The following is a 12989-nucleotide window of genomic DNA, read 5'->3' on the forward strand; positions in this document are numbered from 1 at the left end:
AATTGTTTTGCGAAACGTCTTAGGGCGTAAAGTAAGCAGAAGCGGTGTACACCGTTATCAGAGATGAGTTTGAGGCTTTTTTAGCCTAAACAGAGTGGAACCGCGCTTATAAGGCGTCTCTGTCAATATGACAGAGGCGTCTTTTTTTATACCGTAAAACTGGGTATGAGTATAAATTTTATCTACGTGTATAAAGATTTAGGGAGATAAGTAGGGAGTTAGTTCATTCGAAAAAGCAGCCCATAAAGGGGAGGGAACGTCGATGTTTAAGAGGCTTCGGGAAGATATTGAAGTCGTTTTTGAACAGGATCCAGCGGCAAGAAGTTATTTCGAAGTCATTTTGACTTACTCTGGATTACATGCAGTTTGGGCCCATCGAATTGCACATGCTTTTTATAAAAAAAATTTCTTCTTTATTGCACGTTGGATCTCACAAGTTAGTCGTTTCTTTACTGGCATTGAGATTCATCCAGGAGCAACAATTGGTCGTCGTTTTTTCATAGACCATGGAATGGGGGTTGTAATTGGAGAAACGTGCGAAATTGGTGATAATGTAACGATCTATCAAGGGGTTACATTAGGTGGTACGGGTAAAGAAAAGGGAAAGAGGCACCCTACAATTCAGGATAATGTATTAATTGCAACAGGTGCTAAAGTACTAGGTTCTATTACAGTTGGAGAGAATTCTAAAATTGGAGCAGGTTCTGTCGTATTAAAAGAAGTCCCTGCACATTCTACAGTTGTAGGTATACCTGGCCGAGTCGTTATTCAAAATGGAGTAAAAATCGGTCAAGAATTAAATCATTCTGACCTTCCAGACCCAATTTTTGATAAGTTAAAGGTCATGGAAGTAGAACTTGATAAATTGAAAAAACAACTTGAAGTAAAGGTAGAAAGGAAGGATAAAAATGACTATTCACATTTATAATACGTTAACACGTCAAAAGGAAGAGTTTACTCCATTAGAAGAAAATAAGGTAAAGATGTATGTGTGTGGACCTACAGTTTATAACTATATTCACATTGGGAATGCAAGACCACCTATGGTATTTGATACGGTACGCCGTTATTTAGAATATAAAGGGTATGATGTGCAGTATGTGTCCAACTTTACTGACGTAGATGATAAATTAATTAAAGCAGCAAATGAATTAGGTGAAGATGTGCCGACAATTGCTGACCGTTTCGTTGAAGCGTACTTTGAGGATGTAACGGCACTAGGTTGCAAACACGCAACAGTTCATCCGCGTGTAACGGAAAATATGGATATCATTATTGAATTTATTCAAGAACTTGTGAATAAAGGATATGCATATGAATCAGAAGGTGATGTGTACTTTAGAACGAAGGAATTCGAAGGATACGGTAAATTATCGCATCAACCAATCGCAGACTTACGTCACGGTGCGCGTATTGAAGTAGGAGAAAAGAAACAAGACCCTCTTGATTTTGCTTTATGGAAAGATGCTAAAGAAGGAGAAATCTTCTGGGAAAGCCCTTGGGGGAAAGGTCGTCCAGGCTGGCATATTGAATGCTCGGCAATGGCACGTAAATACTTAGGAGATACAATCGATATTCATGCTGGTGGTCAAGACTTAGCATTTCCTCATCATGAGAATGAAATTGCGCAGTCTGAGGCGTTAACTGGAAAAACATTTGCACGTTACTGGATGCACAATGGATATATTAATATTAATAATGAGAAGATGTCTAAGTCATTGGGGAACTTTATTTTAGTTCACGATATCATTAAGCAATATAATCCGCAGTTAATTAGATTCTTTATGCTATCGGTACATTACCGTCATCCAATTAATTTCAGTGAAGAGTTATTACAAAGCACAAATAACGGACTGGAAAGAATTAAGACGGCTTACGGTAACTTAAAACACCGTATGGAAAGTAGTACTGATTTAACAGACCATAATGAGAAATGGTTAGCGGAACTGGAAAAATTCCAGACTGCATTTGAAGAAGCGATGAATGATGACTTCAACACTGCTAATGCAATCACTGAGTTATATAATGTGGCAAATCATGCGAATCAATATTTACTGGAAGAACATACGTCTACAGTGGTAATTGAAGCATACGTAAAACAACTTGAAACATTATTTGATATTTTAGGGTTAGAATTAGCGCAAGAAGAGTTGCTTGATGAAGAAATTGAGGCACTTATTCAAAAACGCATTGAAGCTCGTAAAAATCGTGATTTTGCATTATCAGATCAAATTCGCGATGACTTAAAAGACCGTAATATTATTTTAGAAGATACCGCTCAAGGTACAAGATGGAAAAGAGGATAAGAATGATTGATGCAAAGCAATTAAACAGCTTAGCGTTAGCATACATGGGTGATGCGGTATATGAACAATATATCCGCTATCACCTACTTCAAAAAGGGAAAGTTCGCCCTAATCAATTACATCGATTAGGGACGAGCTTTGTTTCAGCAAAAGCACAGGCGAAAGTTGTTTATCATTTATTAGAGACGGCGTTTTTGACAGAGGAAGAAGAGGCGGTATTAAGAAGAGGACGTAATGCAAATTCAGGTACAGTTCCAAAAAATACGGATGTACAAACATATCGACATAGTACAGCCTTTGAAGCGCTAATTGGTTATCATCATTTATTAAATAACCGTGAAAGATTAGACGAAATTGTATATAAGGCAATTGCAGTTTTAGAAGAAAAGGAAGGGGGCACATCATCATGAGTAGTGAATATATTATCGGACGTAACCCTGTAATTGAGGCGTTACGATCAGGGAGAGATATAAATAAAATTTGGATCGCAGAAGGTGCTGCCAAAGGACAAGTACAGATTGTACTAGCGTTAGCGAAAGAAAATAAGGTTATTTTACAACATGCACCAAAGAAAAAGTTAGATCAATTAGTTGAGGGTAATCATCAAGGTGTAATTGCTCAAGTAGCTGCATATCAGTATGCGGAGTTAGAAGAGTTATTCAAAGTGGCAGAAAAACGTAATGAAGATCCATTCTTCTTAATTTTAGATGAGATTGAAGATCCGCATAACCTAGGTTCTATTATGCGTACTGCTGATGCGACAGGAGCTCATGGAATTATTATTCCAAAGAGAAGGGCTGTGGGGCTTACAGCGTCAGTTGCGAAAGCATCAACAGGAGCGATTGAATACATTCCTGTTGCGCGCGTAACGAACTTATCCCGTACAATTGATGAATTAAAAGAACGTGGACTTTGGATTGCTGGTACAGATGCCAAAGGGAAAACGGATTATCGTAATTTAGATGGTAAAATGCCAATTGGGTTAGTAATTGGTAGTGAAGGAAAAGGTATGAGTCGTATTATTGGTGAAAAGTGTGATTTCCTAATCACTCTACCGATGGTTGGTAAAGTTACATCCTTAAATGCTTCCGTAGCCGCAAGTTTGTTAATGTATGAGGTATATCGTAAACGTCACGAAATTGGTAAATAAAAGATGAACGATATTTTAATCGTTGACGGTTACAACATTATCGGAGCTTGGGGAGATTTGAAGAAACTGCGGGATGTAGATCTACAATCATCAAGAGATGCACTTATTGATAAGATGGCGGATTATCAAGGTTATACAGGTACAAAAGTGATGATAGTCTTTGATGCCTATACAGTACATGGTATTGAAAAAAAGATGAAACAATCTCGTGTGGAAGTAATATTCACACGAAAGAATCAAACTGCAGACGAAAAGATAGAGCAACTTGCGATAGAGCTTAGAAATATAAATACACGAATATATGTTGCGACTTCTGATTACACGGAACAATGGGTTATATTTGCGCAAGGTGCCCTTCGGAAATCTGCGCGTGAATTAGAGTTGGAAGTACAGGCAATGGAGCAACAAGTAAGAAGGCGTACAAAAGACACGAAAGAACAGCAACCCGCCATGCGAAAGATATTTAGTAAAGATATTACAGAAAAATTAGAAAAATTAAGAAGAGGAGAGCGTTGAAGCATTGACGCTCTTTGTCTTTTTACTGTATAATATTGCTAAATAAATAGCGGTCGGAGGGATCAAGGTGGAAGCAGGCTTCGTAAGTGTAGGCGACGTTACATTTCGTGATTTAGAGGATGAGGCAATCGTTGAGTTAGTTCGAAAAGGTAATACTGACGCTCTAGAATATTTAATTCACAAATATAAGAACTTTGTTCGCGCGAAATCAAGATCTTACTTTTTAGTGGGTGCCGATCGAGAAGATATTGTTCAAGAAGGTATGATAGGATTGTTTAAAGCAATTCGTGATTATAAAGAGGACAAGCTGTCTTCATTCAAAGCATTTGCTGAACTGTGTATCACTCGACAAATTATTACCGCTATTAAAACGGCAACAAGGCAAAAACATATTCCCTTAAATTCGTATGTGTCTTTAGATAAGCCGATTTACGATGAGGAATCTGATCGAACATTATTGGATGTTATTTCTGAAGCGAAGGTAACTGATCCTGAAGAGATGATTATTAGCCAAGAAGAATATACAGACATAGAATCAAAAATATCAGAATTATTAAGCGATTTAGAAAGAAAAGTACTTTCTTTATATCTAGATGGGCGTTCTTATCAAGAGATTTCAGAACAGTTAAACAGACATGTGAAATCTATTGATAACGCTTTACAGCGGGTGAAGAGGAAATTGGAACGATATATGGAAATGCGAGAAAGTACAACTTTAAATTCATAACAAATAACAAGTGCAACAGGTGTAAAATAAATCACCTGTTTTCTTTTGTAGACAGTACAAAATGCATGTCATTGACATTGTCTTTTATTGTATGATACATTTTTAGGGACATAATGTTACAAGGTTGGTGTAACTAATGAGGAAAAAAGTTGTACTCTCATGTGAAGAGTGTAAAAATCGAAACTACTCTACTATGAAAGATACGAGCTCAATAGAGCGACTTGAAATAAAAAAGTTTTGTAAAACATGCAATCAGCATACAGTTCACAAGGAAACAAAATAAATAATTGAAATAATACACTGGAGGTCCCGCAGATGCGTTTAACGAACTTTTTCGGCGATGTAGGTCGCGAAATGAAAAAAGTAAGTTGGCCTAAAAAAGATGAATTACTCCGCTCAACAGCGACTGTTGTTGCTACAGTTGTGTTCTTTGCGATTTTCTTCGCAGTAGTTGATATGGGCATTTCTTCTTTAATTCGGTTAATTCTTGGTTAATTCTTGAATAAGAAGCACTTATCCATGATATAATGTTATTTATAAGAACTGTGTAAAAGCCCGGTGAACGGGTTTTTTCATTTGCGCAAAAAAATGTACGTCAGGGAGGGAAGGACGCTCGTCCTAAATGAATGGAAAAAAGTTGGTATGTTGTCCATACTTATTCTGGATATGAAAATAAAGTAAAAGCAAACCTAGAGAAGCGTGTAGAATCAATGGGTATGCAAGATAAAATTTTCCGTGTTGTTGTCCCGGAAGAAGTAGAAGTAGAAATGAAAAACGGAAAAGAAAAATTAATGAAAAGAAAAGTGTTCCCAGGTTATGTATTAGTAGAATTAATCATGACTGATGATTCTTGGTATGTTGTACGTAACACGCCGGGTGTAACTGGGTTCGTTGGTTCTTCTGGTTCTGGATCTAAACCATCACCTCTATTAGAAGAGGAAGTTGTTACCATTATGAAACATATGGGAATGGACAACGAAGTGGTTGATTTCGACTTTGAACTTCATGAGACAGTACGTGTAAATGAGGGGCCATTCGCAGATTATACAGGTGCTATTGAAGAAATTGATGTGGAGAAGAAAAAGGTTAGCGTACTTGTGGACATGTTTGGTCGCGAGACTCCAGTTGAACTTGACTTCCATCAAATTGAAAAATTATAAAATGAAACTTGAAATGAATTGTAAAAAGTGATAATATCTTTTAAGTCAGTACGTCTTCGTTATCGGAGACGTTTTTTGAAAGATTTTATCCTTACAGATAAAATATGACGTGGGAGGGCAAATCACTGTCCAATTGACCACATCACGGACTTAAGGAGGTGTGTCTCGTGGCTAAAAAGGTAATTAAAATGGTAAAGCTTCAAATTCCTGCAGGTAAAGCTAACCCAGCTCCACCAGTTGGTCCAGCATTAGGACAAGCAGGTGTTAACATCATGGGCTTCTGTAAAGAGTTTAACGCTCGTACAGCAGATCAAGCTGGTCTTATCATCCCTGTTGAAATTACGGTATTTGAGGACCGTTCATTCACTTTCATTACTAAAACTCCTCCTGCTGCTGTTCTTCTTAAGAAAGTAGCTGGTATTGAGTCTGGTTCTGGTGAACCAAACCGTAATAAAGTGGCAACTGTTAAGCGTGATAAAGTACGCGAAATCGCTGAAACTAAAATGCCTGACCTAAACGCTGCTAGCGTAGAAGCTGCAATGCGTATGGTTGAAGGTACTGCACGCAGTATGGGCATCGTTATCGAAGACTAATTCGATTTGTTTTTAAAAAAGGTTGCGGGTCTGGAATTCCAATTCGCAACCTTTATTATCGTAAATGATTATTGTTTTTAAATAAATGGATGGCGCTCATCCTCAGGTTATACCTGAAAACAGGCGTAAACGTGGGAGGTTATTCCGCTAAAACCACATTCGAGGAGGAAATAAAAATGGCTAAAAGAGGTAAAAAGTACGTAGAAGCTGCAAAGCTTGTTGATCGTGCATCTGCTTACTCTGCAACAGAAGCAGTAGAATTAGTAAAGAAAACAAACACAGCTAAATTTGATGCAACTGTAGAAGCTGCATTCCGTTTAGGTGTTGACCCTAAGAAAGCTGACCAACAAATCCGTGGTGCAGTTGTTCTTCCACACGGTACTGGTAAAGTACAACGTGTATTAGTGTTCGCTAAAGGTGAAAAAGCTAAAGAAGCTGAAGCTGCTGGCGCTGACTTCGTAGGCGATACTGATTACATCGGTAAAATCCAACAAGGTTGGTTCGATTTCGATGTAGTAGTAGCAACTCCTGACATGATGGGTGAAGTTGGTAAACTTGGTCGCGTATTAGGACCTAAAGGTTTAATGCCAAACCCTAAAACTGGAACAGTTACTTTCGATGTAACTAAAGCTGTTAACGAAATCAAAGCTGGTAAAGTTGAATACCGCGTTGATAAAGCTGGTAACATCCACGTTCCAATCGGTAAAGTATCTTTCGAAGATGCTAAATTAGTAGAAAACTTCAAAACAATCGCTGACACTTTATTAAAAGTTAAGCCATCTGCTGCAAAAGGTACTTACATGAAGAACGTAACAGTTGCTTCTACAATGGGACCTGGCGTACGCGTAGACGTTTCTACATTAGCGTAAAAATTGGAAGTTGACTTCATAAAGAAGATTTAATATAATCATTTATGTTGTGAATTTAAATAGTGTACCGTAGACAGTAGGTGTCAATAGACTTAATTTCCTACCTAGGTGTTAATATACGAAACGGAATTTTTTTCTGTGACTATATGCCTCCATGTCTACAAGTTGGGCATGGAGGTTTTTAGTGCACTTTCGGTACATCTTCTATATAATCTACAGGAGGTGTAATAACATGAGCAAAGTAATCGAAACTAAACAACAAGTTGTAACTGAAATCGCGGACAAACTTCGTGCTAGTAAATCTACAATTGTTGTTGACTACCGTGGTTTAACAGTTTCTGAAGCAACAGAATTACGTAAGCAATTACGTGAAGCTGGCGTTGAGTTCAAAGTTTACAAAAACTCTCTAACTCGTCGTGCTGCAGAATCTGCTGAAATGGCTGAGTTAAACGAATTCTTAACAGGACCAAACGCAATCGCGTTCAGTAACGAGGATGTAGTTGCTCCTGCGAAAGTATTAAACGACTTCGCTACAAAACATGAAGCTTTAGAAATTAAAGCGGGCGTAATCGAAGGTAAACTTGTAACACTTGATGAGGTTAAAGCAATCGCTACTCTTCCATCACGTGAAGGCTTACTTTCTATGCTTCTTAGCGTTCTTCAAGCTCCAATCCGTAACCTTGCACTTGCTACTAAAGCAGTTGCAGAACAAAAGGAAGAGCAAGGCGCTTAATTTTTTAAAAGATAATTACTTGTTATCTATAAAACAATACAAACCTATTTAAGGGAGGATATTTACAATGACTAAAGAACAAATCATTGAAGCAGTTAAATCTATGACTGTATTAGAACTTAACGACTTAGTAAAAGCTATCGAGGAAGAATTCGGCGTAACTGCTGCTGCTCCTGTAGCTGTAGCTGGTGGCGCTGGTGAAGCTGCTGCTGAAAAAACTGAGTTTGACGTAGTACTTGCAAGTGCTGGCGCTCAAAAAATCAAAGTTATCAAAGCTGTACGTGAAATCACTGGTCTTGGCTTAAAAGAAGCTAAAGAATTAGTTGACAACACTCCAAAAGCAATCAAAGAAGGCGTTTCTAAAGAGGAAGCTGAAGAAATGAAAGCTAAACTTGAAGAAGTTGGCGCTGCTGTAGAAGTTAAGTAATTAACTTTTGATGCTTTAAAAAAAGCTCGCTCTCATGCGAGCTTTTTTTTTAACTGTAAAGAAAAGAGGTGGCCATATGGCAGACCATTATTTTTCTAACGACCCTTCTAGTAAAAGTGATCGTAAACGATGGGAATTTCCACTTCGTGGATCTCAATTTACTTTTTTATCTGACCATGGGGTGTTTTCGAAAAACGAGGTGGACTTTGGTTCTCGTCTTTTAATTGAAGCGTTTCAAATGCCGGATATTAAAGGTGATATATTAGACGTAGGTTGTGGATACGGTCCTATTGGTTTGTCGTTAGCGAAAGAGTTTCAAGGTTGTGAAGTTCACATGGTGGATGTGAATGAAAGGGCGCTTGGGCTTGCGAAAGAAAATGCCGCTAATAACAGAATCGAGAATATACGTATTTTTCAAAGTAGCGTCTATGAAAATGTAGATGGCGAGTATGCTGCTATTCTATCTAACCCTCCAATTCGTGCGGGTAAAGATATCGTACATGAGATTTTAGAAAAAGCTGTGGATTATTTAGTTCCAGGTGGAGAACTTTGGATTGTTATTCAAAAGAAGCAAGGTGCACCATCTGCGCTGAAAAAACTAGAAGAAGTATTTTCTGAAGTTGAGATTGTAGAAAAGAAAAAAGGATATTATATCATAAAATCAAAAAAACGTTGACGGTTATTTTTGGCTATGTTAACATTATACAATGCCAATATATGATTTTCTGCGTTGAGAAAGATGTATATTTTTGTTTCTCTTGGAAAAGATAGTAAAATCAGCAGATTATGAAACAGAATGATGGTTTTCTTATAGAAGCCATTTTTCTTTTTTGAGCAGGTAGAAAGACTCAACGTATTTATCTTTAAGAGAAAAAGACTACGCTAATAGCAGTAGTTGTATTTATTTGTGATTTTGCACAAATTTTTTTGTGCATTTATAATACTCATGATTTGAGGGGTGAAGCAGTTGACAGGTCAACTAGTTCAATACGGACGCCACCGCCAACGAAGAAGTTATGCCCGTATTAGTGAAGTATTAGAGTTACCAAATCTTATCGAAATTCAAACCTCTTCTTATCAGTGGTTTCTTGATGAGGGTTTGCGAGAAATGTTCCAAGACATTTCTCCGATTGAAGACTTTACGGGAAATCTATCGCTTGAATTTATCGACTACAGCTTAGGTGAACCTAAATACTCTGTAGACGAATGCAAAGAGCGTGATGTGACGTATGCAGCACCACTTCGTGTAAAAGTGCGTCTAATCAACAAGGAAACTGGTGAAGTAAAAGAACAAGATGTGTTCATGGGAGATTTCCCACTCATGACAGAGACTGGAACATTCGTAATTAACGGTGCAGAACGTGTTATCGTTTCCCAGTTAGTTCGCTCTCCAAGCGTATACTATAGTGGCAAAGTGGATAAAAACGGAAAACGTGGTTTTACTGCTACTGTAATTCCAAACCGCGGAGCTTGGTTAGAGTATGAGACAGATGCTAAGGATGTTGTATATGTGCGTATTGACCGTACGCGTAAACTTCCTGTAACTGTTTTGTTACGCGCATTAGGGTTTGGCTCTGATCAAGAAATCACCGAGCTTTTAGGTGATAACGAATACTTAAGCAACACATTAGAAAAAGACAACACAGATAGTACAGAAAAAGCATTGCTTGAAATTTATGAGCGTCTACGTCCTGGTGAACCACCAACAGTAGAAAATGCTAAGAGCTTACTTGTGTCTCGTTTCTTCGATCCAAAGCGCTACGATTTAGCAAATGTAGGTCGCTATAAGATCAACAAGAAGTTACACATTAAAAACAGATTGTTTAATCAACGTTTAGCTGAAACATTAGTGGATCCAGAAACTGGTGAAATTTTAGCGGCGGAAGGAACAATCTTAGATCGTCGTACACTTGATCGCATTTTACCTTACTTAGAGAAAAACATTGGATTCAAAACAGCGAAACCAATGGGTGGAGTGGTAGAAGGCGATGTTGAGCTGCAATCTATTAAGATTTATGCTCCTGAGTCGGAAGGCGAACGTGTAATTAATGTAATTGGCAATGCAAATATTACTCGTGATGTGAAACACATCACACCAGGTGATATCCTTGCTTCTATCAGTTACTTCTTCAACCTACTATACAAAGTAGGGGATACAGATGATATTGACCATTTAGGAAACCGTCGTCTGCGTTCTGTTGGAGAACTATTACAAAATCAATTCCGTATCGGTCTTTCTCGTATGGAACGTGTTGTTCGTGAGAGAATGTCGATCCAAGATACAAATGCAATTACACCACAGGCGCTAATTAATATTCGTCCTGTTATTGCATCTATTAAAGAGTTCTTCGGAAGTTCTCAGTTATCTCAGTTCATGGACCAAACAAATCCATTAGCAGAGTTAACTCACAAACGAAGACTATCTGCATTAGGACCTGGTGGTTTAACGCGTGAGCGCGCAGGCTTTGAAGTACGTGACGTTCATTACTCCCACTACGGTCGTATGTGTCCGATTGAAACACCAGAGGGACCAAACATCGGTTTGATTAACTCATTATCTTCGTTCGCGAAAGTAAATGAGTTTGGTTTCATTGAAACACCATATCGTCGTGTTGACCCAGAAACTGGTCTTGTAACAGGGCATGTTGATTATTTAACAGCAGATGAAGAAGATAACTATGTTGTAGCCCAAGCGAATATGAAATTATCTGATGAAGGTGAATTCCTAAGTGAAGATATCGTAGCTCGTTTCCGTGGTGAAAACATTGTCACAAATAGAGAACGCATCGACTACATGGATGTATCTCCAAAACAAGTAGTGTCGGCAGCGACAGCTTGTATTCCGTTCTTAGAAAACGATGACTCTAACCGCGCACTTATGGGAGCGAACATGCAACGTCAGGCGGTTCCGTTAATGAATCCGGAATCTCCGATTGTAGGTACAGGTATGGAGTACGTATCAGCAAAAGACTCAGGTGCTGCAGTAATCTGTAAACATCCTGGTGTTGTTGAGCGCGTAGAAGCACGTGAAGTTTGGGTACGTCGCTATGTAGAAGTTGACGGTCAAACAGTAAAAGGCGACTTAGATCGCTACAAAATGCAAAAATTCATTCGTTCTAACCAAGGAACTTGTTACAACCAACGTCCAATCGTAAGTGTTGGAAATGAAGTTGTAAAAGGTGAAATCCTTGCGGATGGTCCTTCTATGGAATTAGGTGAACTAGCACTTGGACGTAACGTGCTTGTTGGCTTCATGACTTGGGACGGTTATAACTACGAGGATGCGATCATCATGAGTGAGCGCCTTGTAAAAGATGATGTGTACACTTCTATTCATATTGAAGAATATGAATCAGAAGCTCGTGATACGAAGCTTGGACCAGAAGAAATTACACGTGACATTCCAAACGTTGGGGAAGACGCATTACGTAACCTTGACGAGCGCGGTATCATTCGCGTTGGTGCTGAAGTAAAAGATGGAGATTTACTTGTTGGTAAAGTAACACCTAAAGGTGTAACAGAATTAACAGCTGAAGAACGTCTATTACATGCTATCTTTGGAGAAAAAGCGCGTGAAGTACGTGATACATCACTACGTGTACCACACGGTGGTGGCGGTATTATCTTAGACGTAAAAGTATTCAACCGTGAAGATGGCGATGAATTGCCACCAGGCGTGAATCAACTTGTACGTGCATATATCGTTCAAAAACGTAAAATTTCTGAAGGTGACAAGATGGCCGGACGTCACGGTAACAAAGGTGTTATTTCTCGTATTTTACCAGAAGAAGATATGCCTTACTTACCAGACGGTACGCCAATCGATATCATGTTAAACCCATTAGGGGTACCATCTCGTATGAATATCGGTCAGGTATTAGAGCTTCATCTTGGTATGGCAGCAAGATACCTGGGCATTCACATTGCAACACCAGTATTCGATGGTGCTCGTGAGGAAGATGTTTGGGGCACAATTGAAGAAGCTGGTATGGCAAATGACGCGAAAACAATCCTGTATGACGGACGTACTGGTGAACCATTCGATAACCGCGTATCTGTTGGTGTCATGTATATGATCAAACTTGCGCACATGGTTGACGATAAACTTCATGCTCGTTCTACTGGACCATACTCACTTGTAACGCAGCAACCTCTTGGAGGTAAAGCTCAGTTCGGTGGACAGCGTTTCGGTGAGATGGAGGTTTGGGCACTTGAAGCTTACGGTGCTGCTTATACTCTTCAAGAAATCTTAACAGTGAAGTCTGATGATGTTGTTGGACGTGTTAAGACGTATGAAGCAATTGTTAAAGGCGAAAATGTTCCAGAACCAGGCGTTCCTGAATCATTCAAAGTATTGATTAAAGAGCTGCAAAGTTTAGGTATGGACGTTAAAATGATGTCTAGCGACGATACAGAAATTGAAATGCGTGATACAGAAGATGACGATGATCATCAATCAGCAGATAAATTGAATGTCGAAGTTGAGACAACTAAGGAATAATTGGGAT

At 38.7% G+C, this 12989-nt stretch carries 15 protein-coding genes and 2 other annotated features (1 of these 17 cut by a window edge); all 15 genes read left to right on the forward strand.

Translation table 11 applies throughout. The features are described from left to right. Nucleotides 1-124: a binding site (T-box leader), on the forward strand; it begins 122 nt to the left of the window's first position. Nucleotides 125-262: 138 nt separating this feature from the next. The 15 genes from cysE to rpoB all read left to right on the forward strand — a co-directional run bounded on the left by cysE (nt 263) and on the right by rpoB (nt 12982). Next, nucleotides 263-928 carry a serine O-acetyltransferase gene (gene cysE / locus N2V79_RS00540; RefSeq protein WP_000476500.1) on the forward strand — a complete coding sequence of 222 codons (666 nt, stop codon included), beginning with the start codon at nt 263-265 and terminating at the stop codon, nt 926-928. Then, entirely contained in the window at nt 909-2306 is a 1398-nt protein-coding gene (cysS, locus tag N2V79_RS00545; protein WP_000152273.1) for a cysteine--tRNA ligase, read from the forward strand. The genes cysE and cysS overlap by 20 nt, the downstream gene beginning before the upstream one ends. A gap of 2 nt (nt 2307-2308) precedes the next feature. Then, nucleotides 2309-2716, forward strand: a complete 408-nt coding sequence (locus tag N2V79_RS00550) for a Mini-ribonuclease 3 (protein WP_000564261.1) — start codon at nt 2309-2311, stop codon at nt 2714-2716. Continuing rightward, nucleotides 2713-3456, forward strand: a complete 744-nt coding sequence (gene rlmB / locus N2V79_RS00555; RefSeq protein ID WP_000093765.1) for a 23S rRNA (guanosine(2251)-2'-O)-methyltransferase RlmB — start codon at nt 2713-2715, stop codon at nt 3454-3456. Before N2V79_RS00550 ends, rlmB begins: the two co-directional genes overlap by 4 nt. Before the next feature lie 3 nt (nt 3457-3459). Next, nucleotides 3460-3972 carry an NYN domain-containing protein gene (locus N2V79_RS00560; RefSeq protein ID WP_000997887.1) on the forward strand — a complete coding sequence of 171 codons (513 nt, stop codon included), beginning with the start codon at nt 3460-3462 and terminating at the stop codon, nt 3970-3972. A 67-nt stretch (nt 3973-4039) separates the two neighbouring features. Beyond that, nucleotides 4040-4699 carry an RNA polymerase sporulation sigma factor SigH gene (locus N2V79_RS00565; protein WP_000387198.1) on the forward strand — a complete coding sequence of 220 codons (660 nt, stop codon included), beginning with the start codon at nt 4040-4042 and terminating at the stop codon, nt 4697-4699. Nucleotides 4700-4835: 136 nt separating this feature from the next. After that, nucleotides 4836-4982, forward strand: coding sequence for a 50S ribosomal protein L33 (gene rpmG, locus N2V79_RS00570; protein WP_014481927.1), 147 nt, complete (start codon nt 4836-4838; stop codon nt 4980-4982). Nucleotides 4983-5014: 32 nt separating this feature from the next. Then, a complete protein-coding gene (gene secE / locus N2V79_RS00575) occupies nt 5015-5194 on the forward strand; it encodes a preprotein translocase subunit SecE (RefSeq protein WP_001241323.1) in 180 nt (59 codons plus the stop codon). 131 nt (nt 5195-5325) lie between these two features. Beyond that, nucleotides 5326-5859, forward strand: coding sequence for a transcription termination/antitermination protein NusG (gene nusG, locus N2V79_RS00580; RefSeq protein ID WP_000415794.1), 534 nt, complete (start codon nt 5326-5328; stop codon nt 5857-5859). Between the two features lie 167 nt (nt 5860-6026). Further along, nucleotides 6027-6452: a 50S ribosomal protein L11 gene (gene rplK / locus N2V79_RS00585; RefSeq protein WP_001085872.1), complete on the forward strand. Its 426-nt coding sequence runs from the start codon at nt 6027-6029 to the stop codon at nt 6450-6452. A gap of 176 nt (nt 6453-6628) precedes the next feature. Continuing rightward, on the forward strand, nt 6629-7321 hold the full coding sequence (gene rplA, locus N2V79_RS00590) for a 50S ribosomal protein L1 (RefSeq protein ID WP_002094239.1): 693 nt from the start codon (nt 6629-6631) through the stop codon (nt 7319-7321). 49 nt (nt 7322-7370) lie between these two features. Beyond that, nucleotides 7371-7514, forward strand: a sequence feature (ribosomal protein L10 leader region). Nucleotides 7515-7553: 39 nt separating this feature from the next. Further along, on the forward strand, nt 7554-8054 hold the full coding sequence (gene rplJ / locus N2V79_RS00595) for a 50S ribosomal protein L10 (protein ID WP_000048718.1): 501 nt from the start codon (nt 7554-7556) through the stop codon (nt 8052-8054). 67 nt (nt 8055-8121) lie between these two features. Continuing rightward, a complete protein-coding gene (rplL, locus tag N2V79_RS00600) occupies nt 8122-8481 on the forward strand; it encodes a 50S ribosomal protein L7/L12 (protein ID WP_000159737.1) in 360 nt (119 codons plus the stop codon). Nucleotides 8482-8557: 76 nt separating this feature from the next. Further along, on the forward strand, nt 8558-9157 hold the full coding sequence (locus N2V79_RS00605; RefSeq protein ID WP_064531899.1) for a class I SAM-dependent methyltransferase: 600 nt from the start codon (nt 8558-8560) through the stop codon (nt 9155-9157). Nucleotides 9158-9448: 291 nt separating this feature from the next. After that, nucleotides 9449-12982, forward strand: a complete 3534-nt coding sequence (gene rpoB, locus N2V79_RS00610; RefSeq protein WP_000147553.1) for a DNA-directed RNA polymerase subunit beta — start codon at nt 9449-9451, stop codon at nt 12980-12982. Nucleotides 12983-12989 lie beyond the last annotated feature (7 nt).

Origin of the sequence: Bacillus sp. CH_70 (genome assembly GCF_038007045.1) — a bacterium.
GTDB classification, from domain to species: Bacteria; Bacillota; Bacilli; order Bacillales; family Bacillaceae_G; genus Bacillus_A; species Bacillus_A cereus.